The following is a 20798-nucleotide window of genomic DNA, read 5'->3' on the forward strand; positions in this document are numbered from 1 at the left end:
GCGGCACGTCGACCTGGCGGGGCGGCGTGCCGCGGCACCTCCGCGTGCCCTGCGCGCGTGAGCAGGCGCCTTTCTCGTCCGTCCCGTGTGACCCGGTGGCCACCGGGCGGCGCTACTTTCAGGCGATGTCGGACGCGACCACGGCCGGGAAGCCGAGCTACGCCCCGGTCATCGGCCTGATCGTGCTCGCCTACGTGCTGGCGACGTCGATCACCGAGCGGATCTGCGTCGCTCTGGTGCTGGTCGTCCAGATCGGCACGGTCTGGTACGTGCTGCGGCTCGCCTCGATCCGGCCCCACCTGCGACGTGCCGCCACCGGCGTGTTCGTCCTGGCCCTGGTGTCCGCCGGGTGGGCCGTGGCCTCCCCCACCAACTGCCTGGTCGGCCTGACCTTCCTGGCCGGCTGCGTGCTGTACGCGATGGCCCCGCTGGTCATCGTGGCCGACGTCGCCCGCCGGGCCGCCGACAAGGAACTCCTGCTGGGCGCCCTCGCGGCCTACCTGATGCTGGGCCTGGCCTTCGGCTTCGCCTACTGATGTGTGGCGCTGCTGCAGCCCGGCGCGTTCTTCACTGATGCCGGGGACGCCACCCTGCCGGACGCGCTGTTCTTCAGCTTCGTCACGCTCATCACCACCGGGTACGGCGATCTGGTGCCCGCGGCCAATCCGGGCCGCAGCCTGGCCGTGCTCGAAGCCCTGACCGGCCGGCTCTTCCTGGTGACAGCGGTGGCCAAAGTGGTCGAGGCCTGGCGCCCCCGCCGCCGCCGGAACTGATTCACATGAGCCAGGGGTCCATGTCGGGCCCACCCTGCGGGGCGTCGGCAATGACCGGCGGCGGCCGGCGACGGCGCCGCGTCAGTCGAGGCAGAACCAGTCCCGCCAGTCCGGTCCGTCCCAGACCCAGGCGGGTCGTCTCCCGCGCCTGCGGCCCGGTGGGAATGTCGCGCGGCAACGCGACCACGGCAACCAGCCAAGTCGGCAGGTCGAGCAATCGCAACACCCGGGACAGCCGCTCGGACTCGATGACATTCTCCGGGTCGATCGGCTCGCGCAGCAGTTCGACCAGCTCCTGCCCCCGCTCGGGATGCCCCGCGGCGGCCGCGAACGAAGCGGTGCTCTCCAACCCGAGCGGATCGTCCAGCACGTCCTCGTCGGCCCCCGGTTCCCGCGACGGGTCGCTCACGAAACGCCCGGTCTCCTCGCCATCGACCCAGGCCACCAGGGCCAGTTGGCGATCGGCAAGCACCCGCAGCACCAGCACGGTGGCTCCGAACTCCCCGGCCAGTTCTTCCCCGACCCCCACGATGCCCCGCCGCCCAGCCGCGACCGTCCCGCCACCGGGCACGGCCACGACCGGCACCCACTCCCCCTGGACCGGCGCGACCCACCCGGTGAACCGCAGACGCCGCAATACCCCGGTCACACCACTCGCGTCGCCGGTCCGGACCAGCGCCACCGCGTACGACTCGCCGACCGGCCCACCGACCTCAGGACCAGGACCGAACGGGTAAACCATTCCTGCATCGTCGCACCGCCGCGGCCCTCGCGCTCACCAGCGTGTCCTAAACCACCGCAGGCACACCAAGAAGGTCCAGGAGCCGCCGACGCAGCGCGCCGAAGCCGGGGCGGTCCGGTGCCCGCGGGTGGTCCAGTTCGACCGGCAGGTCGGCGGCGATCACGCCGCGGTCGAGGACCAGGGCGCGGTCGGTCAGCAGCAGAGCCTCCTCGACGTCGTGGGTGACCAGCAGAGCGGCGAAACCGTGGCGGGCCCGCAACCGGCCGAACAGTTGCTGCATGCGCAGGCGGGTCAGGGCGTCCAGGGCGCCGAACGGCTCGTCCAGCAGCAGGACCGACGGTTCGCGGGCCAGGGCCCGGGCGAAGGCGACCCGCTGGGCCTGGCCGCCGGACAGTTCGACCGGCCAGGCCCGGGCCCGGTCGGCCAGACCCACCTCGGCCAGCGCGTCCGTGCAGCGGGAACGGTCGCTGACGCCGAGGCCGACGTTGTCGATGACCCGCTTCCACGGCAGCAGGCGATGCTCCTGGAAGACGACCGCGTGCTGGGCCGGCACGGCGAACTCGCCGGTGGCGGCCGCGTCCAGTCCGGCCAGGATGCGCAGCAGCGTGCTCTTGCCCGAACCGCTGCCACCCAGCAACGCGACCACTTCGCCGCCGGCGATGTCGAGATCGACGCCGTCGAGGACAGGGGTGGGTCCGAAGGCTCGGCGCACACCCCGGGCCCGTACGACTAGGTTGCCTGCAGTCCTCGGCGCCACGCCAGGGTTCTCCTTTCGAGGATGCGGAGCAGCAGGTCGGACAGCAGGCCGAGGCCGGCATACACGAACAGCCCGAGCACCACCACATCGGTCTGGCTGAACTCGCGAGCCTCCATCATCAGGAAGCCGATGCCGTTCTGGGTGTTGGTCTGCTCGCCCACCACGAGGCTCAGCCACGCCGCGCCGATGGCCAGCCGCAGACCCAGGAACAGCGACGGCAGCGCACCCGGAAGCACGACGTGCCGGATCCGTTGCCAGGCGCCCAGCCCGCACGTGCGCGCCGCTTCGACCAGCCTCTGGTCGATGTCGCGAATTCCCGCGTACGTGTTGAAGTACAGCGGGAAGAACGCGCCGAGCGCGACCAGCGTGATCTTCATCGACTCGCCGATCCCGACCCAGATGATCAGCAGCGGCACCAGCGCCAGGTGCGGCAGCATCCGGGCCATCTGCACCGGCGGGTCGATCGCGTCGTCCCCGGCTCGCAGCAGCCCCGCCACCGAACCCAGGATCAGCGCCAGCGTCCCACCGATCAACAGCCCGAGCGCGGCCCGGGTCAGCGAGTCGAGCAGATGGTCGCCCAACGTTCCGTCACGCGCGAGCCGCCACCCGGTCTGCAGCACGGTGCTCGGCGCCGGTAACTTGTCCGCGGCGATCAGCCCGGCCCGCGCCGCCGCTTCCCACAACGCCAGGATGAGTACGGGGCTCAGCGCGCGCTGCCACCGGATGCGGCGCTTGACGCGGCCCGGCGCGGCCGTCGAGGCGACCTCGGTGTCCGGCGCGGCGACCAGCGTCACGGCGCGGCCTCGGCGAACCGCGGATCCACGAGCGACTTGACGTCCACCTGGCCCGGGATCAGCTCCAGTTCCGCGAAGCCGTCCGCGATGGCCTGCAACTCGTCCCCGATCGAGGCGTTCAGCTGGTCGACCGGCTGGGCCGCCCGGGCCAGCGCCCGCTCGGTCGTCGGCTCGTCGATCTTCAACTCGGGCGCCAGCACCTCGGCCCGCTCATCGGGATGCTCGATCCCCCAGGCCGTCGTCTTCTCGTACGTCTGCAGGAAGCTCTTGATCTGTTCGGTCTTGGCGCTCGCCGCGTCCTTGCCGACCAGCAGGTATTCGCGGTTGTTGGCGACCCCGGTGGCGTCGGCCAGGACCTGCACCCCCGGCTGCTCGGCCAGCGCGAAGTACGGATCCCAGATGACCCACGCATCGACCTGGTCGTTGTCGAACGCGGGCCGCCCCTCGGCCGGCTTCAGATACTTGACGTTGATGTCCGACAACGTCATTTTGTTGGCTTCGAGCAGCTTGAGCAGCAGCCAGTGCACATTGGAACCCTTGTTGAGCGCCACCGTCCTGCCTTTGAGATCGGCGAAACTCTTGTATCCCTTGGCCGCCTTGACGAGAACGGCCTCGCTTCGGGGCGACGGCGCCCCCACCCCCGCGATGACGAACTGCGTCCTGGCCGCCGCCGCGAAGATGGGGGGCGCCTCCCCCGTCTGCCCGAGATCGATGGCCCCCGCCTTCAACGCCTCGGTCAGCGCCGGCCCGCTCTCGAACAGCGACCACGTGACCCCCGGCGCGTCCCCGCGCGCCTTGACCAGGCTGAGCCCCCCGAACCGCTGATACCCGATCCGCAGAACCGAGTTCCCGGCCGACGCCTCACTCCCGGGGTCATCCCCACAGCCGCCAAGGGCCACAGCCAGAACAACGGTCACAACCACCGCAAGCGATCGACGCATGTCCATTACTATATCTAACCGATAGGAGATACCGAAAGAGTAGGAGCCCGATACCGACGGGTCGCAGTTTTGTCTCATCCCCGGGCCAGGAGCTGCCGACGAGGAGGCCACGCCGCCCTCGCGGCGCGACGCAGGGGAGGCCGATCATGGCGTTGAGCTGCAAATGAGAGGGTGGAACGCCCGTGCCGCGGGGCGGTGGACACGCCTGCGTGGTCCGCACATCCGATCCACCGGAGCGGCGTCGTTCTCGATCCTGAGCGCCGACGTCCGCCTGCTCCTCCGTGCTCTCCGGTCCGTCCGGGCCGGTGGAGACGAACCACGGGGGCCTCGGTACGAGCTGATCGGCCAGTCAAACGCGCGGATCGCCTTTTGGCGGCCAGTCGCACGAGCCGCGATCCCGCTCGACTCGGCGGAGGCGATCGTGCCCACCGCCGCCGTCCCCGAACTGATAGCGCTTCTCGAAGACTTCATCACCTCACCGGCCAAGGCAAGTCAGTCCCCAGTCCTGGGCGCCGCCGCGCAGCAGTCTCCAGACAAACCCGCTCCTGTGCGGCGGCAGGATTTCGCAGGGCCTCAACGCGACCCGGGCCGCTTGTGGTTCGTCACAGTGCACGTCCATCGGAAGCACCATGGAGAGCTGACTTGGTCGGCCCATCTGCCGTCGGATGAACCAGGGCTGGCCCGATGCGGACATGACATTTCGACCGCCACTCCTTTCCAAGAGGGGCGGGCCCGGCCTGGCACAAAGCGTTGCCCGACCTGCTTCCAGCGAACCGCGACCACGACTCAGCGTGACGGCGCCCGGGCCCGCACCTCCAGCGAGGGCGACAACATGGTCCGCGCCTATCTCGAGCAGACATTCGCGCCGGACCGCGTCGCGGCTGACCTCGCGTGGGGGTCGTCAGTGAAAGCGGTCAGCGGTGGCCTCCCCTCGCTCGGCAGGCGGCGCTAGCTGCGGTGGAGGCCGTCTGCCACCTGTTCCAAGGCGTCGCGGGTCGGCTGGGAAGGCTCGCCGGGCGGTGAAATTGGAACGTCGAACGGCCGCGCGGCAGAGAACCACACGGCCGTTCGCTGACCAGGTTCTTACAGGACTGAGTGGGCCAGTTTGTCGGGGTTGCCGAAGCGGTGGGCCGTGATGCTGACGGCCTGCTCGTGCAGGAACGGCAGCATCTCGACGTGGCCGGCCTCGGTCACCGGGTGGGACCAGACCGCGAGGTCGGGGCGGCCGTCCGTGGCCCGGGCCAGGGCCTCGGCCGAGCCGCCGATCAGGCGGACCCGGTTGACGCCGCGTAGGCCGGCCGCGAACGTGGTGTCGTCCTCGACCCGTACGTCGACCGGCAGCTCGACGTCCAGGGCGGTGGCCGTCGAGACCCGGAACGGCGCGCCCGCTCCTAGACCCGCGACGACAACTCGCAGCAGGTCGGCAACCGAACCGCCGGAAGCGAGACGCACCTCGACCGGGACCGGCAGGTAGCGCAGCACGTTGCGCTCGGCCCAGAGCCCGGACACGTCCTCCGCCGTACCGAAAGAAGTGGCAGCGTCGCTGCGAGCCGCGCGTTCGAGCGCGGGGTCGTTGCCGGCCGCCGTGAGCAGCGCGCGGACGGCAACGTTGTCGATCTTCGCAGTCGACGAGGACGGGGCCGACTGCCAGCCGGAGAGACCGACCAGGTAGTTGGGGCCGCCGGCCTTGGTGCCGGGGCCGACCGCCGAGCGCTTCCAGCCGCCGAACGGCTGGCGGCGCACGATCGCGCCCGTGATGCCGCGGTTCACGTACAGGTTGCCCGCCTGCACCCGGTCGAGCCAGCGGGCCAGTTCCTCCGGGTCGAGCGAGTGCAGACCCGAGGTGAGGCCGTAGTCGACGTCGTTGACCAGGTCGATCGCCTCGTCCAGGGTCTCGGCGGTCATGATGCCGAGGACCGGCCCGAAGTACTCGGTGCGGTGGTAGTCCGAGCCGCGGGTCACGCCGTCGCGGATGCCGGGGCTCCACAGGCGGTCGCTGTCGTCGAGCTTCTGGGGTTCCAGCAGCCACGACTCGCCGGGGCCGAGCTTGGTCAGGCCGTCCAGCAGTTTGCCCGCGGCCGGCTCGATGACCGGACCGACCTGGCTGCGCGGGTCCGACGGCCAGCCCACGGTCAGCGACCGGGCCGCGTCGAGCAACTGGTGGCGGAACCGCTCGGAGCGGGCCACCGAGCCGACCAGGACGACCAGCGAGGCGGCCGAGCACTTCTGGCCGGCGTGCCCGAAGGCCGAGCTGATCACGTCCTTGACGGCCAGGTCGAGGTCGGCGCTCGGGGTCACGATGATGGCGTTCTTGCCGCTGGTCTCGGCCAGCAGCGGCAGGTCGGCCCGGAACGACCGGAACAGCTCGGCCGTCTCGTACGCGCCGGTCAGGATGACCCGGTCGACCAGTGCGTGGCTGATCAGCTGCTTGCCCAGGGCCCGCTCCTCGACCTGGATCAGCGTGAGCAGGTCGGCGTCGGGCAGCACAGGCTTGATGATGTCGGCCAGTACGGCGCCGCAGCGCTCGGCCGGGCCGGCCGGCTTCAGCGCGACCGCGGACCCGGCGGCCAGGGCGGCCAGCACCGAGCCGGCCGGGATGGCCACCGGGAAGTTCCACGGCGGCGTGACCAGGGTGAGCTTTTCGGGTACGGCGACCGCGCCGTCGACCGTGTCGAGCTCGGCGGCCAGGTCGCCGTAGTAGTGCGCGAAGTCGATGGCCTCGGAGATCTCGGGGTCGGCCTGGTCGGCCGTCTTGCCGGCCTCGGACGCCATGACCTCGAGCAGGTCGAGCCGGTGAGCCTCCAGGGCCTCGCCGATCTGGTGCAGCACAGCGCCGCGCTCAGCGCCGGTCATTGCGCCCCAGGCGGTGGCGGCCGCCGCGGCCGCGCCCAGGCGGTCGTCGAGGCGTCGCTCGTCGGTCAAGCGGGCGCCGTCGATCGCTTCAATGCCGATCCTGGTCGAAGAAACCCGCTTCAACACCTCGCGGAATTGAGTGCGATTTGCGGCGATCGCCGGATCCGTGTCGGGCGTGTTGGCGAAAAGCCCGTTTTGCACGACGGGCCGCACAGCGATACGACGCGGCGCCGGCACCTCGTCGTCCAGCTCGGCCAGGGAGGCCAGGAAACGGTCGCGCTCACGAGCGAAGAGGGCTGAGTTGCTGTCGAGCTCGAACACCGCCGACATGAAGTTGTCGCTGCTCGCGCCCTCCTCCAACCTGCGGATCAGGTACGCGATGGCCACGTCGAACTGCTCCGGCCGTACGACCGGGGTGTAGAGCAGGAGCCCGCCGACCTCACGCCTGACGACCTCGGCCTGGCCCTCGGCCATGCCGAGCAGCATCTCGAACTCGATGCCCGCGCGAACCCCGCGCTGTCCGGCCAGGAGCCAGGCGTACGCGATGTCGAAGAGATTGTGACCGGCCACCCCGAGCCGCACATTGCCGATGCGGTCGGGATGCAACGCGTAGTCGAGCACACGCTTGTAGTTGGTGTCGGTCTCCTGCTTGGTGCCCCAGGTCGCCAGCGGCCAGCCGTGCACGGTCGCCTCGACCTGTTCCATCGGCAGGTTCGCACCCTTGACCAGGCGCACCTTGATGCCGGCGCCGCAGTTGGCCCGGCGTTTGGCCGACCACTCCTGCAGGCGGATCATTGCCGCGTGGGCGTCGGGCAGGTACGCCTGCAGCACGATGCCCGCCTCGAGCTCGCGCAGTTCGGGCTTGTCGAGCAGGCGGGTGAAGACCGCGATCGTCAGATCGAGATCCTTGTACTCCTCCATGTCGAGGTTGACGAACTTGCGCGTACGCGCCGTGGCGGCCAGCGTGAACAGCGGCGTGAGCTGCTCCACGATCTCGGTGACGGCCTCGTCGAACGCCCACGGGTTGTGCGGGGCGACGGTCGAGGACACCTTGATCGACACGTAGTCGACGTCGTCGCGGCCGAGCAGGCGTTCGGTCTCGCGCAGCCGCCGGGTCGCCTCGCCGCGGCCCAGCACGGCCTCGCCGAGCAGGTTGACGTTCAGGCGTACGTCCCGGCGCTTGATCCTGGCGATGGCCCGGCCCAGCTTGGCGTCGCTGGCGTCGACGATCAGGTGGCCGACCATGCGGCGCAGCACTCGCCGGGCGATCGGCACGACCACGCCCGGCAGCACCGGGGCGAGCGCGCCGCCGAGCCGAACCGCGCCGCGCAAGGGGGCAGGCAGGAAGCGGGGGACGTCGGGCGCGAGCGCGTTCAGGGCGCGGGCGCTGACCCGGACGTCCTCGGGGCGCACCACACCGTCGACGAAGCCGACCGCGAAGGCCAGGCCCTTCGGGTCGCGCAGCACGCCGGCCAGCTGGGCCGCCGAGCCGGTGGTCTTGATGGTCGAGGCCTCGTGCAGCCAGCGGCGGACCAGCGCGATGGCCTCATCGGCGAGCTCGGCCTGCGTGGCCGGCGACTGTGCGAGTTCAGACATGCCGAAAGTGTCCTTCCGGGTTCCGTTCAGGAAAAGCGACGGTTTTCGACGAGTACTCTTCAGTTCTGCTTAACGTTTCCGCGGAGGTCGCCATGCTCGAGATCCGGCGTCTCGTGCTGCTGCGCGAGCTGGCCGTCCGGGGCACGATCGCCGCCGTCGCCGAGGCCCTCAACTTCTCGCCGTCGGCCGTGTCGCAGCAGCTCAGCCAGCTCGAGAAAGAGGCCGGCATGCCGCTGTTGCGCAAGGCCGGACGCGGCGTCCAGCTCACCCCGCAGGCCGAGGTCCTGGTGGAATCGGTGGGCGAGGTGCTCGACATGCTCGAACGCGCGGAATCCCGCCTGCAGGCCTCGACCGCGACGGTGAGCGGCCGGGTCCGGGTGGCCGTGTTCCAGTCGGCCGCACTGGCCCTCATGCCGGCGACGTTGCTGGCCATGGCCACCCGCTTTCCTGACGTACGGGTCGAGATGGTGCAGCGCGAGCCGGAGGAAGCGTTGCGCGAAACCTGGGCCCGCGACTTCGACATGGTTATCGCTGAGCAATACCCGGCCCACGCCGCGCCACACCATCCCGGCCTCGACCGCCGCCCGCTGACCACGGACGCGATCCGCCTGGCCCTACCGGCCGAGGCGGCGGCGCTGCACCCGGTGGCCTCCCTCGACGGGGCCCGCCACATGCCGTGGGTGATGGAACCGCGCGGCACGGCCTCCCGCCACTTCGCCGAGCAACTCTGCCGATCCACAGGCTTCGAACCCGACGTACGCTATGAGACCGCCGACCTGCAGGCCCACATCCGCCTCGTCGAGTCGGGCAACGCCGTCGCCCTGATCCCCGACCTGGTCTGGGCCGGCCGCGACACGTCCTGCCGCCTGCTCGACCTGCCCGACCGGCCCCGCCGCACCATCTTCACCGCTCAGCGCCTGGCCGGGGCCGCCTCCCCGGCCGCCCACGCGTTCCGCGAGACCCTTGAAGAAGCAGCCAGAGGCTGAGCTCGCTCACCTCAGGCGCGGATGACCCAGCCAGTGCCGAGTTCACCGGTCTCGTCACGAATCAGGGTCGGCCGGTTACTCCATGGAAACGACACCTCCAAGGCCGCTTCGACGGGGGTTTCCTCGGTATTCGACGACGCGCCCCAGAGCCTCGCCCTCGACGGCCATGAGCAGCAGCAGGCGGGGTACGGCCGGTCGGCCTAGTAAGGGTCGGCGGCGGCCAGGTCGAGGGCGTCGTCGATTACTTTGGCTTCGACCTCGGTGCCTGAGATGCTCTTGGCGATCTGGCCGGCGCTGGGGACGTCGGCCTTCAACGGCCACGTGGTCGTGTCCCACAGGCGGGAGCGGGTGAAGGCCCGTGCGCAGTGCAGGAACAGTTCCTCGACCACGACCTCGACGGCCAGCTTCGGGATCACGCTCTTCATCGCCATGCGGTCCAGGTAAGGCGCGTCGGCCACGATCCGGGCGTGGCCGTTGACCCGTACCGTGTCGCCCGAACCCGGCACCATGAAGACCATGCCCACCCGGGGGCGTTGCAGCAGGTTGACCAGGCTGTCGAGGCGGCCGTTGCCCTTGCGGTCGGCGAAGGCCAGCGTACGGTCGTCGAGCACCAGCACGCTGCCGGCCGGGTCGCCCCGTGGTGAGACATCGCACGTGCCGTCCTCGGCCGAGGTGGCCAGCAGGAAGAACGGGCTCATCTCGATGAACCGGCGCGACTCGGGGTCGATGTGGTCGATGCCCTTCTCCGCGATGAACTGCGGCGGCGGGGCCACGTATTCGCGCAGCTCCGCCTCGGTCCCGATCACCCTCGTCATTAGGCGAGGCTAACCTTCGACGACGTTGCGCAGCGAGCGCCCCTCCCGGAATGCGACCAAGTTCTCGCTGAGCAGCGCGTCGGCCCCGACCGGGCGGCCACCGGCGACGTGCGGGGTGATGATGACGTTGGGCTCGTTCCACAGTCCGGACGATTCGGGCAGCGGCTCGGTCTCGAACACGTCGAGCGCGGCCCCGCCGATGGCGCCGTCCTCGAGCGCGTCGAGCAGCGCGTCCTCGTCGAGCGTCACGCCCCGGCCGACGTTGACCACCCACGCGTGCTCGGGCAGGAGGTCGAACACGTCGGCGTTCAAGGCGTGCGTGGTCTCGTCCGAGGCGGGCAGGATGCCGATCAGCACGTCGGTCCGCGGCAGCAGGGCCGGGAACTCGGCCTCGGTGACGACCTCGAAGCCGTGCCGCTGACCGGCGCTGCGAGCGACCCCGGTGACCTTCGCGCCCAGTGCCTCGAGGTGCGGCGCGAGCACGGCCGCGATGCTGCCGAAGCCCCAGATCACGACATTGGCGTCGCGCAGCGTGTAGAAGCCCTGGGTGGCCGGCGCGGCCTGCAGCTCGCGCATCTCGTCGGCCCAGTGGTGGGCGGCCTGGGCCCGCAGCAGCAGGTGCAGGTGGCGTACGGCGGCCAGGGTCAACGCCAGCGTGTGCTCGGCCACTGTGTCGTCGTGCAGGCCGCGGCCCGAGGTGATCACCACGTCGGGCCCGAAGCCGGCCGCGAGCACGGCGTCGGGGCCGGCGGCCAGGGTCTGCACCCAGCGCACCTGCTTGAGCCGCTGGGCGGCGTCGCGCAGCTGGTCACCGGGGTTGTTCCAGACGACCAGCACCTCGGCGTCGGTGTGCTCGTCGGGGATCGGCCGGGTGTGCGCGTAGCGCACGGCGGTGACGCCCTCGGGCAGTCGCGGGTCGAGGAGCACACTGTCCGGCAGCAGAATCTTCATGGTCCCCAGACTAGATTCGGGACGGTGACGATCGTCCAGTTCGAGCATCGGCCCGGGCTCCTCGACCTCGGCTGGGGTCACCCGCGACCCGCCCTGTTGCCCCTCGACCAGTGGTCACAGGCCGGGGCGCAAAGCATTTCCACGTACGGCTGGCAGGCCCTCACCTACGGCCATGCGCCCGGGCCGGCGCCCCTGATCGACTGGCTCTGCTCGCACGTCGGCGACGCCACGCCCGACCAGACGTTCGTGACCGCGGGCGCCTCGCACGGGCTGGCCCTGCTCACGCAGCTGCTGGCCGAGCCCGGCGACGTCGTGCTGGTCGACGCCCCCACGTACCACCTGGCCTTCAAGATCTTCACCGACCACGGTGTGCGGCTGGTGCAGGCCCCGGCCGACGAGCACGGCCTGCTGCCCGCAGAGACGGCCGCGCTGGCCGCCTCGCTCGGCGCCGTGTTCCTCTATCTCGTGCCCACGTTCGGCAACCCGACCGGGCGCAGCCTGCCGCCCGACCGCCGGCGCCAACTGGTGTGCCAGGGCCTGACCATCGTCGAGGACGACACGTACCGCGAGCTGTTCTACGGCGACGCCGCGCCGCCCGCGCTGTGGCATCTGGCCGAGGAGGACGGGGTGATCCGCCTCGGCTCGTTCGCCAAGACGGTGGCGCCCGGGCTGCGGCTGGGCTGGATCAACGCGTCGCCGCTGCTGGTCGACCGGCTGACCCGGCTCGGGTATGTGCACAGCGGCGGCGGCGTCAACCACTCGGTGGCGATGACCATGGCCGTGTACGGCTCGTCCGGGGCGTACGCGAAGCATGTGGCGGTCCTGCGCGAGCGCTACCGCGAGCAGCGGGACGCGCTGGCCGGCGCGCTCGGGGTGACCCCGCCGGCCGGCGGCTGGTTCGTGTGGCTGCCGCTGCCGCCCGGCGTCGACGCGGCCGGGTCGGTGACGGTGGCGGAACGGCACGGGGTCTCGTTCGTGCCCGGCACCGCGTTCTACGCGGACGGCGGCGGGGGCGAGGACCACGTACGGCTGAGCTTCTCGCACCTCCAAACGGCCGACCTCGTCGAGGCGGCAACCCGCTTGCGGACCGCCCTGAACATCTGACTTCGGCTCAGCCCGGCAGGATGCCCAGTTCGCGGGCCCGGCGCACCGCCTCGTTGCGCCGGGTCGCCGCGAGTTTGCGCAGGACCCCACGGACGTGCGTCTTGACGGTGTTGACCGAGACGTACATCGTGCGGGCGATCTCCTCGGTGGACAACAGCTGGGCCAGGTAGCCGAGCACCTCGGCCTCCTTGGCGGTGAGCGGCTCGACCACCACCGGGGCCGGCCCCGGCCCGGCGGGCGGGGCGGCGGCCGGGGTCACGCCCAGCCAGTCGTGGCGTACGCCCAGTTCGCGCTCCTCGCGCAGGAAGCGCCGCAGCGACGCCGGGGCCTCGAGCAGCGGGCGCCGCAGGTGCTCGGCCTCGGCCAGGGTCAGCGCCTTCTGCAGGGCCCGGCGCGCCCGGTCGCGATGACCGTCGGCCAGTTCGGCCCCGGCGTGCACGAGCCAGCCCTCGACCCGGACGTCGACCGGCAGCTCGGGGCGGCCGGCCAGGGTGGCCACCGTCGCGCGGGCCCGGGCGGTGTCGCCGTCGGCCAGGGTCGCGGTCGCCTCGGCCAGCGTGTGCCGGGCCGTACTGCCGTTTCCGTCCGGGTGGGTGCCGGGGGCGAGCAGCGCGGTGCGGGCGAGCTCGATGATCTCGCCGAGCCAGGCCGGCAGACCGTCGCGGGGCTGTTCGAGCAGCTCGGCGGCCCGGGCGACGTCGCCCCGGGCGCGGTGGATCCGGGCCCGCACCAGCGCCAGCAGGCTGACCAGCAGCACGTCGGGTCGCGCGGCCAGCCGGACTGTGGCGCGCTCGCTGTGCAGGCGGGCCGCGGTCAGGTCGTACTCGTCGGCGCCGGCCCAGGCCAGGGCCACGTCCGGGGCGGCCGAAGGCGGTTCGCCGTCGATCTCCGGCCGGTCCAGCGCCTGCCGGGCGTGTTCCTCGGCCCGCCGCGGCCGGCCGTCCAGGGCCTCGGTCAGGGCCAGCCGGCCCAGCAGCTCGCGGGCCTCGGCGCCGAACACCTCGGGACCGTCCAGCACCACGCCGAGCACCTGCCGGGCCGCGTTCAGGTCGTGCCGCCGCAGCAGGGTCTCGGCCCAGGCCAGGCGTACGCGGGCCGACAGCTTGGGCGGCACCGCCGTGTGCTGGTTCAGGGCCGCGCCGAGGGCCAGCCAGGCGGTCTCGGCGGCCTCGGCCCGTTCGCCCGGGGCGGCGCGCGCCAGCTCGACCACGGCCCGGCACAGCGACAGGGCGAGGTCGCGCGTCGCGGCCGGGATCTCGGCCGCCCGGAGCAGGTGCTTGGCGCACGCCTCGGGCCGGCCCAGGTGGTGCGCGACGGCGGCCTGCACGAGCGCGGCCTCGGCCGTGTCCAGATCGGGTGGGAGCCGGCGGAAGGCCCGGGCGCACCGGTCGGCGTCGGGCCCGTCCAGGAAGCAGCCGATCACCATGCTGCGGACCACTGACGCCGCGGCCAGCTCCCACTCCCCCGCCCGTACGGCGTAGGGCACGGCCTCGAACCAGCGGCCCGACCCGGCGTACCAGCGGGCGGCCCGCCGGTGCAGCTCGGTGACGCGCTCGGCCGGGCCCGTGGCCAGCACGTCCAGCAGCACGGAGCGCACCTGCGGATGGTGCACGTAGGACCGCCCGGCGCCGGCCGCCACGGTCACGAAGACCCCCTCGTGGGCCAGCCGGTCGAGCACCTGGGCGGCATCGCGCCGGCCCGACAGCTCGACGGCCAGCCCGGCCGGCAACTGCTCGGCCACGCTCGTCCGCAGCAGCAGGTCGCGGGTCGCCGCTGTCTGCTCGGCCAGCAGTTCGCTGCGGATGTAGTCGGCCAGTTCCGGCGTCGCCCGCACGGCATCCGTCCCGGGGCGGGCCCGGGCAGCCAGTCGCAGCGCGGCCGCCCAGCCGTTGGTCCGCTCGGTCAGCGCAACCACCGCGGCCGATTCGAGGCGGGTCCCGTGCGCGGCCAGCAGCGCCTCGGCCTCGGCCGCGGTGAAGGCCAGATCGCCGTGCCGGACCTCGGCCACCGAACCGGCCAGCCGGTGACGGTGCAGCGGCAGCAGGGGGTCGGTCCGGCCGATCAGCACGACGCGCAGCTGCGGGCCGGCGTGCTCGATCAGGAAGTGCAGGCCGTCGACGACGGACTCGCGGGCCAGCACGTGGGTGTCGTCGAGCACCAGCACGATCGGCTCGGGGCGGGCGGCCAGGCCGACGGCCAGCCGCACCAGGAACGACCGGTCGACCGCGTCGGCCGTGGCGTGCCGGCGGTGCAACGGCACGCTCGCCCCGGCCCGTTCGAGGGCGGCCACCACGTACGACCAGAAGACGCCGGGCTGGTCGTCGGCCGGTTCCAGGCTGAGCCAGGCCACCCGGCCCCCGGCCCGGCCGGTCGCCACCCAGTCGGCGACCAGGGTGCTCTTGCCCGAACCGGCCGGGCCGACGACCAGGGTCAGGCGGCGTGACGGGCCGCCGTCGAGCCGGTCGCGCAGGCGCTCGCGAACCACCCACCAGGGCGGCAGCCCCGGCGGGTCGAGTTTGACGGTCATGATCGGATCGCCGTCGGGTGTCGTCGTCGGATCGGCAGCAGTCTCCCCAGCCATCAAGATTCCTACCCCCACCCCGGGTTTCACCCCGAGTTTTCTACCGATCTTCGGATGTCTCATCACCCAGGCTGGGTGATATCCGAATGTGGACAACCAGGCCGGACAGCCGCAGGTCACCAGGCCTGCAAGTGACGAAAGGTGTGCGACACGGCATTGCCTTGGATACACAGTGCGATTGAGTGATTACTCGGTCGCACCGCTGTCCGCTCCGGGCCGCGGCGCGCGACGGCGGACGGGGCGCTGGCCGGGATGATGCGCGAGGAGCACGTCGTACGCCGCGGGCTGGTCCAGGATCTGGCCGCGGTGCCCGGCGACGTGCCCCTGATGTTGCTGATCGCCCCGCCCGGCTACGGCAAGACGGTGGTGCTGCGGCAGTGGGCCGCCGCCGATCCGCGGCCGTTCGTGTGGCTCGGTGTCGAGCCCGCCGACGCCGACCCGGTCCGGCTGCGCCGCCGCCTCGAGGACGCGCTGGAACCCGTCCGGTCCGCCGCGCCCTGGGTGCTGGTCGTCGACGACCTCCACGTGATCCGCGGCCGCCCCGGACAGCAGGTGATCGTTGACGTCATCGAGCGACTGCCGGCCGGGTGCCACCTGGTGGTCGCGGCCCGGACGAGGCTCGGACTGCCCGTGGGCGGGCTGCGGGCGGAGGGCCGGTCCGCCGAATTCGGCCTCGCTGAGCTGCGCCTCTCGGCGGCCGAGGCGCTCGAAGTGCTGCGCCGGACAGGGGCTCTGATCCCTGAGGAACAGGCGCTGGCCGTGGCCCGGCGTTTCGACGGCTGGCCGGTCGGCATCTATCTGGCCGCGCTCACCCTGCGCGATCAGGCCGACGCGGCCCCCAGGATCTCCGGCGCCTTCCCGTACGTGTCGGAGTACTTCCGCGATGTCGTGCTGGCCGGGGAGTCGGCCGAGACCGTCCGCTTCCTGATGCGCTCCGCACTGCTCGACCCGGTGTCGGCCGGGCTGTGCGACGCGGCTCTGCGCCGGGCCGGATCGGGTCAGACCCTGGCCGGACTGGCCGCCCGCAATGTCTTCGTGTCCCCGGTCGACCCGGCCGTGCGTTCGTACCGCTTCCATCCCGCCTTCCGGGACATGCTGCTGGCCGAGCTGCGCCGTCGGGAACCGGCGGTCGAGCGGGACGTCCACCGGCGCGCCGCGGCCTGGTACGAGCGGCGCCGGCAACCCGAGCCGGCGGTGCGCCACGCGGCGGCGGCCGGGGAGGCCGGCCTGGTCGGCCGCATCCTCGCCCGGCACAGCCGCCAACTGGTCGACGACGGGCACGCCCGGACCGTCGCGGCTGCGCTCGACCTGCTGGGCGATCAGGTGGTCGAGCGCGATGCCGGCCTGGCCGCACGGGCCGGGTGGATCTATGCCCTGGCCGGTCGGCGCACCCGGCCCCGTGAGTGTCTGGCCGCCGCCGGTGATGCGCCGCGAGCGGCGGCGGCCGCCGACCGGCTGCGGGCCGCGCTGGCCCCGGGTGGGGTCGACAACATGCTCGGGTACGCCCGGCGGGCCGCGCGGGCGGAACGGCCGGGCTCCCCCTGGTATCCGGTCACGACGGTCCTGCTCGGCGTGGCCGAGGAGCTGACCGGCAACACCGTGCTGGCCATGACCCGGTTCATGCGGGTGGCCCGGGCCGAGTCCGTCGCCGACGCCGCCGCGCTGGCCCTGGCCGAGCTCGGCTGGCACGCCGCCGAGGGCAACGACACGACCACCGCCGCCGCCTTCGCCAAGGAGTCGGCGACCCTGCTCGGCCCGCGGCACCAGGACGGCGGCTGGTCGGCCCTGACCCACCTGCTCGGCGCACGGGTCGCGCTCGTCGCCTGCGACCGGCCGGCCTGGGACGACACCGTTGCCCGGACCCGGCAAGCGATCGCCGGTTCCGGCGCCTTCCCGTGGCTGGTCGCGATGGCCTCGGTCCGGCTGGCGCGGCTGATCCTCGACGCCGGTGACCTCGACGGCGCCCGCCGGGCCACCGCCGAGGCCGGGCTGGCGCTGGCCGACCTGTCCACCACCGGCGTGCTGGCCGGGCAGTTGCGGACGGTCACGGCCGAGCTCGACCGCCGGGCCGCCCGGGCCGAGACCGAGAACGCCGCCGGACTGACCGCGGCCGAGCTGCGCGTCCTGCACCTGCTGCCGACCCATCTCACGCTGAGCCGGATCGCCGGTGATCTGCGGCTGTCCCGCAACACGGTGAAGACGCAGGTCGCCGCCGTCTATCGCAAGCTCGGCGTGGGCGACCGCGCGGACGCCGTACGGGCCGGGCGCGACCTCGGGCTCATTCCGGCGGGATGAGGCGACGCCCCGGCGGGCGGGCCACGCTCGGAGGCGGCGCCGGATCCGGCGCGTCACCCACCTGCAGGAGGTAACCCGCTATGTCCACGCTGGTCGCGATCGGGTACCCGGACGAGGCCACCGCCACGGCGGCGGCCGACGAAGTGCACCGCCTGTCCCGGGACCTGATCATCCAACCGGACGCGGTCGCGGTCATCACCCGCGACGCCGAGGGCAAGTACCACGTGAACACCAACCACAACCCCGTCGGCGGCGGCGCCAGCTGGGGCCTGTTCTGGGGCCTGCTGTTCGGGGTGCTCTTCTTCGTGCCGGTGCTCGGCATGGCGGTCGGGGCCGGGCTGGGCGCCCTGATGGGCCTGGTCACCAAGAGCGGCATCGACAAGACCTTCCAGGACCAGGTACGCGGCATGCTCAAGCCCGGCTCGTCGGCGCTCTTCCTGGTGGTCGAGAAGGTCACGCCGGACAAGGCCGTGGAGTCGCTCAGCCGCTTCGGCGGCACGGTGCTCAAGTCGTCGCTGTCCAAGGAGGCCGAGGCCGAGCTGCAGACCGCGCTGCACGGCGCCGGGCAACCCTGACCGCATGGGCCGGGCCTTCCGGGGTGTCATCAACCTGGACGTGCGGGACTCGGTCGCGGACTGGGAGACTTACACGCCGGCCCGGGCCCCGGCCGGGGCGCCCAACGTGCTGCTGGTGCTCTACGACGACACCGGGCCGGCCGCGTGGGAGCCGTTCGGCGGGCGGATCGCCATGCCGGTGCTGGGGCGGCTCGCCGCCGACGGCCTGCGCTACTCGCAGTGGCACACCGCCGGCCTCGGCCCGGCCACCCGCTCGTGCCTGCTCACCGGCCGCCACCATCACGAGAACGCGTACGCCGGGCTGACCGGAGCCGCCACCGGTTTCCCCGGTTCGCACGGGCGCATCCCGCGCGAACACGTCTTCCTGGCCGAGGTGCTGCGCCGTCACGGGTGGGGCACGTTCTGGCTCGGCAAGAACCACAATGTGCCGGTGTCCGAGCACGGGCCCGGTGCGACGAGGGAGAACTGGCCGGCGGCCCGCGGCTTCGACCGCTTCTACGGCTTCCTCGGCGGGCAGACCGACCAGTGGCACCCGAGCCTCGTCTCGGACAATCACCGGGTCGAGCCGTGGGGCCCGCCGGAGCCGGGCTATCACCTGTCCGAGGACCTGGCCGGGCGGGCCGTCCGGTTCCTGCGCGACCTGCGTCAGTCGGCGCCGGACAAGCCGTGGTTCATGATCTTCGCCCCGGCCGCCGGGCACACGCCGCACCAGGCGCCGCGGGAGTGGATCGACCGCTATCGCGGCCGGTTCGACGACGGCTACGACGCGTACCGTCATTGGGCCCTGCCCCGGATGATCGAGCGGGGCGTGCTGCCGGCCGGCACGCAGCTCGCCCCGGCCCCACCCCGCTGGGACTCGCTGCCGGCGGAACAGCGGCGGCTCTCGGCGCGTACGGCCGAGGTGTACGCGGGTTTCGCCGACCACACAGACCAGCAGGTCGGCCGCGTCGTCGACCACCTCGCCGCCACCGGTGAGCTCGCCACCACCCTCGTCATCGTGGCCGCCGTCGCGGGCGCGACCGGCACTGCCGGCTGGGCGCAGGCCTTCTCGACGCCATTCCGCGGTGTCAAACGGGACTGTCACGAGGGTGGCGTGTGCGCGCCGCTGGTGGTGCACTGGCCGGCCGGCATCCGCGCCCGCGGGGAGGTCCGCCACCAGTACCACCACGCCGTCGACATCGTGCCGACCGTCCTGCACTGCTGCGGGGTGCCGTGGCCCGAGGACAGGCCGCCGCTGCCCGGGGTCTCGCTGCGTTACAGCTTCGACGCCCCGCAGGCGCCGGGCACCCGGCACACCCAGTACTACGCGGTCCTCGGTGGACGAGCCCTGTGGCACGACGGCTGGAAGGCGGTGGCCGAGCACCCGCCGGCCTCCGGGCGCGGCCGGTTCGACCACGACCGCTGGCAGCTCTTCCACACCGACACCGACCGGTCCGAGGCCCACGACCTGGCCGCGGCCCGCCCGGAGAAGGTGCAGGAGCTGGTCAACATCTGGTTCCGCGAGGCCGAGCGCTTCGCCGTGCTCCCGCTCGACGACCGTACGGTGGCGGAAGTTCTGCTCGAGGAACGGGCCGAACCGGCGGGCCCCTCGACGCGCACGTTCCACCCGGACGCCGCCTCCGTGCCCGGGCGGGACGCGCCCGATCTGCGCGGCCGGTCGTTCCGCATCACGTGCGAGGTGGAGCTGGAGGACGCGGCCGGCATCCTGGTCGCTCAGGGCGGCCACGCGCTCTTCGTCAAAGATCAGCGGCTCTGGTACATCAACCAGCAGCAGCTGGTCTCCGACGACCTGCCCACCGGGCGCTGCCGCCTCGGCGTGGAGTTCGCCAAGGAGCGGATCGGCGACGGCTACGAGGCGATCGGCACCGCCCGGCTGCTGGTGAACGACCGGATCGTCGCCGGGGGTCCGATGCGGACCCGGCCCGGCCCGTTCTCGCCCGGACCGGGCCTGAGCGTGGGCCGGCACAGCGGCGAGGCGGTGAGCGACGCCTATCGGCCCCCGTTCCCGTTCACCGGCGGCCGCATCCTGCGGGTCGAGGTCACGACCGGCGCCGACCAGCAGGTCGACCTCGCCCGCGAGGCCGCCACGATCCTGGCCGACGAATGATCAGCCGACGGCCCGGCGCAGGCGCAGGCCCAGCCCGATCTCGGACAGCCCGACCACGATGCCGCTGATGCCGGTCAGCACGATCATGATGCTCAGCGACAGCCCCGGGGTGAAGACGAAGACCAGTCCGGCCAGGACGGACAGCCCACCCACGACCAGCAGCAGGGCGCGGGCGCCGCCGGTCTCCTGCAGTCCCATCACGAAGGTCGCGATGCCGCCGAGCAGCCAGGTCAGCGCGACGATGGCGGCCAGCACGCCGAGCGCGGTGACGATGTTGCGCAGACAGATCACGCCGGCCACGACCAGGATCATCCCGACCAGACCGGAGAGCACGCTGCGGGCCAGGCCCCGGCCGACCGGCAGGAAAGCGCCGACGATCCGGAAGAGGCCCGCGAACAGCAGCCAGATGCCGACCAGCGCGGCCATGACGCGCAGGGTGAGCCCCGGCCAGGCCAGCACCACGACCCCGAAGACGACGCTGAACACGCCCAGCAGCAGAGAGGTCCACCAGGGAAAGGGCGTCTCTTCGCCGACGATCTTGTGTGCGGTGAGGGTCATCGGTCGCCTCCGGGAGTGCGTACGCCTCGGACCGTCTCAGGGTCGGCCCGCCCGGGGCGCAGTGCCTCACCCCTGATGGGTGATGTGGCAGCCACGGCCTGGCACGTGGCCCCTTCCGGCGTGGTGGGCACGGCCGGCGAGGCCTGCTGGCCGATGATCGGCTACCTGGGAGCGGTGGACGGCGACCCCGCGACTCGGCGGGCGCTGCTGGCCGAGGCCCTGCGGGTCCTGGTCGAAGGCGGAGCCGAGCAGGTGGTGGCCGACGTCGACGCCACCCGGCCCGACGTCCTGGCCGACCTGGAACGGGCGGGCTTCCTCCGGCAACGGGCCCGGCTGAGCTTCGAGCCCACGGAGGCGTAAGGTCCCCGCC

The 20798-nt window shown here is 72.5% G+C and carries 17 protein-coding genes; 8 read left to right on the plus strand and 9 right to left on the minus strand.

The features are described from left to right. Positions 1-125 precede the first annotated feature (125 nt). Together M1L60_RS35465 and M1L60_RS35470 are read left to right on the plus strand one after the other, a co-directional pair. Positions 126-536 (plus strand): hypothetical protein, encoded by a 411-nt coding sequence (locus M1L60_RS35465; RefSeq protein WP_253241925.1) that lies wholly within the window; start codon positions 126-128, stop codon positions 534-536. Positions 537-539: 3 nt separating this feature from the next. Next, a complete protein-coding gene (locus tag M1L60_RS35470) occupies positions 540-773 on the plus strand; it encodes a potassium channel family protein (protein WP_253241926.1) in 234 nt (77 codons plus the stop codon). Between the two features lies 1 nt (position 774). On the opposite strand, the gene M1L60_RS35475 is transcribed toward M1L60_RS35470, so the two are convergent. From M1L60_RS35475 to M1L60_RS35495, 5 genes are all read right to left on the minus strand, one after another. Next, positions 775-1515, minus strand: a complete 741-nt coding sequence (locus tag M1L60_RS35475) for a hypothetical protein (RefSeq protein ID WP_253241927.1) — start codon at positions 1513-1515, stop codon at positions 775-777. A 46-nt stretch (positions 1516-1561) separates the two neighbouring features. Then, a complete protein-coding gene (locus tag M1L60_RS35480; RefSeq protein WP_253241928.1) occupies positions 1562-2272 on the minus strand; it encodes an ABC transporter ATP-binding protein in 711 nt (236 codons plus the stop codon). Beyond that, positions 2245-3066, minus strand: coding sequence for an ABC transporter permease (locus M1L60_RS35485; RefSeq protein WP_253241929.1), 822 nt, complete (start codon positions 3064-3066; stop codon positions 2245-2247). The genes M1L60_RS35480 and M1L60_RS35485 overlap by 28 nt, the downstream gene beginning before the upstream one ends. After that, entirely contained in the window at positions 3063-4007 is a 945-nt protein-coding gene (locus M1L60_RS35490; protein ID WP_253241930.1) for an aliphatic sulfonate ABC transporter substrate-binding protein, read from the minus strand. The genes M1L60_RS35485 and M1L60_RS35490 overlap by 4 nt, the downstream gene beginning before the upstream one ends. A gap of 1083 nt (positions 4008-5090) precedes the next feature. After that, positions 5091-8456: a bifunctional proline dehydrogenase/L-glutamate gamma-semialdehyde dehydrogenase gene (locus M1L60_RS35495; RefSeq protein WP_253241931.1), complete on the minus strand. Its 3366-nt coding sequence runs from the start codon at positions 8454-8456 to the stop codon at positions 5091-5093. A 92-nt stretch (positions 8457-8548) separates the two neighbouring features. Here M1L60_RS35495 and M1L60_RS35500 point away from each other — a divergent pair, with 92 nt between their 5' ends. Continuing rightward, on the plus strand, positions 8549-9442 hold the full coding sequence (locus tag M1L60_RS35500; protein ID WP_253241932.1) for a LysR family transcriptional regulator: 894 nt from the start codon (positions 8549-8551) through the stop codon (positions 9440-9442). A gap of 200 nt (positions 9443-9642) precedes the next feature. Here the strand turns inward: M1L60_RS35500 and M1L60_RS35505 are convergent, their stop codons facing one another. Together M1L60_RS35505 and M1L60_RS35510 are read right to left on the minus strand one after the other, a co-directional pair. Continuing rightward, the gene (locus tag M1L60_RS35505; RefSeq protein ID WP_253241933.1) at positions 9643-10257 is read right to left on the minus strand and encodes an MSMEG_1061 family FMN-dependent PPOX-type flavoprotein; all 615 of its coding nucleotides are present in this window, start codon (positions 10255-10257) and stop codon (positions 9643-9645) included. Between the two features lie 9 nt (positions 10258-10266). Continuing rightward, complete coding sequence (locus M1L60_RS35510; RefSeq protein ID WP_253241934.1) at positions 10267-11208, minus strand: phosphoglycerate dehydrogenase; 942 nt, start codon at positions 11206-11208, stop codon at positions 10267-10269. Between the two features lie 24 nt (positions 11209-11232). Between M1L60_RS35510 and M1L60_RS35515 the strand changes: the two genes are divergently transcribed. Then, the gene (locus M1L60_RS35515; RefSeq protein ID WP_253241935.1) at positions 11233-12312 is read left to right on the plus strand and encodes an aminotransferase-like domain-containing protein; all 1080 of its coding nucleotides are present in this window, start codon (positions 11233-11235) and stop codon (positions 12310-12312) included. A 7-nt stretch (positions 12313-12319) separates the two neighbouring features. Here M1L60_RS35515 and M1L60_RS35520 read toward each other — a convergent pair whose 3' ends face one another. Beyond that, positions 12320-14893 (minus strand): winged helix-turn-helix domain-containing protein, encoded by a 2574-nt coding sequence (locus M1L60_RS35520; RefSeq protein WP_253241936.1) that lies wholly within the window; start codon positions 14891-14893, stop codon positions 12320-12322. A 252-nt stretch (positions 14894-15145) separates the two neighbouring features. Between M1L60_RS35520 and M1L60_RS35525 the strand changes: the two genes are divergently transcribed. The 3 genes from M1L60_RS35525 to M1L60_RS35535 all read left to right on the plus strand — a co-directional run bounded on the left by M1L60_RS35525 (position 15146) and on the right by M1L60_RS35535 (position 19870). Continuing rightward, a complete protein-coding gene (locus M1L60_RS35525) occupies positions 15146-17188 on the plus strand; it encodes a winged helix-turn-helix domain-containing protein (RefSeq protein ID WP_253241937.1) in 2043 nt (680 codons plus the stop codon). 80 nt (positions 17189-17268) lie between these two features. Beyond that, positions 17269-17763 carry a DUF1269 domain-containing protein gene (locus tag M1L60_RS35530; RefSeq protein ID WP_253241938.1) on the plus strand — a complete coding sequence of 165 codons (495 nt, stop codon included), beginning with the start codon at positions 17269-17271 and terminating at the stop codon, positions 17761-17763. Between the two features lie 4 nt (positions 17764-17767). Further along, on the plus strand, positions 17768-19870 hold the full coding sequence (locus M1L60_RS35535; protein WP_253241939.1) for an arylsulfatase: 2103 nt from the start codon (positions 17768-17770) through the stop codon (positions 19868-19870). Here M1L60_RS35535 and M1L60_RS35540 read toward each other — a convergent pair whose 3' ends face one another. After that, the gene (locus M1L60_RS35540; RefSeq protein ID WP_253241940.1) at positions 19871-20428 is read right to left on the minus strand and encodes an HdeD family acid-resistance protein; all 558 of its coding nucleotides are present in this window, start codon (positions 20426-20428) and stop codon (positions 19871-19873) included. Between the two features lie 75 nt (positions 20429-20503). On the opposite strand from M1L60_RS35540, the gene M1L60_RS35545 reads away from it, so the two are divergent. Then, positions 20504-20788: a hypothetical protein gene (locus M1L60_RS35545; RefSeq protein WP_253241941.1), complete on the plus strand. Its 285-nt coding sequence runs from the start codon at positions 20504-20506 to the stop codon at positions 20786-20788. Positions 20789-20798 lie beyond the last annotated feature (10 nt).

The organism is Paractinoplanes aksuensis, from assembly GCF_024137025.1.
GTDB classification, from domain to species: domain Bacteria; phylum Actinomycetota; class Actinomycetes; order Mycobacteriales; family Micromonosporaceae; genus Actinoplanes; species Actinoplanes aksuensis.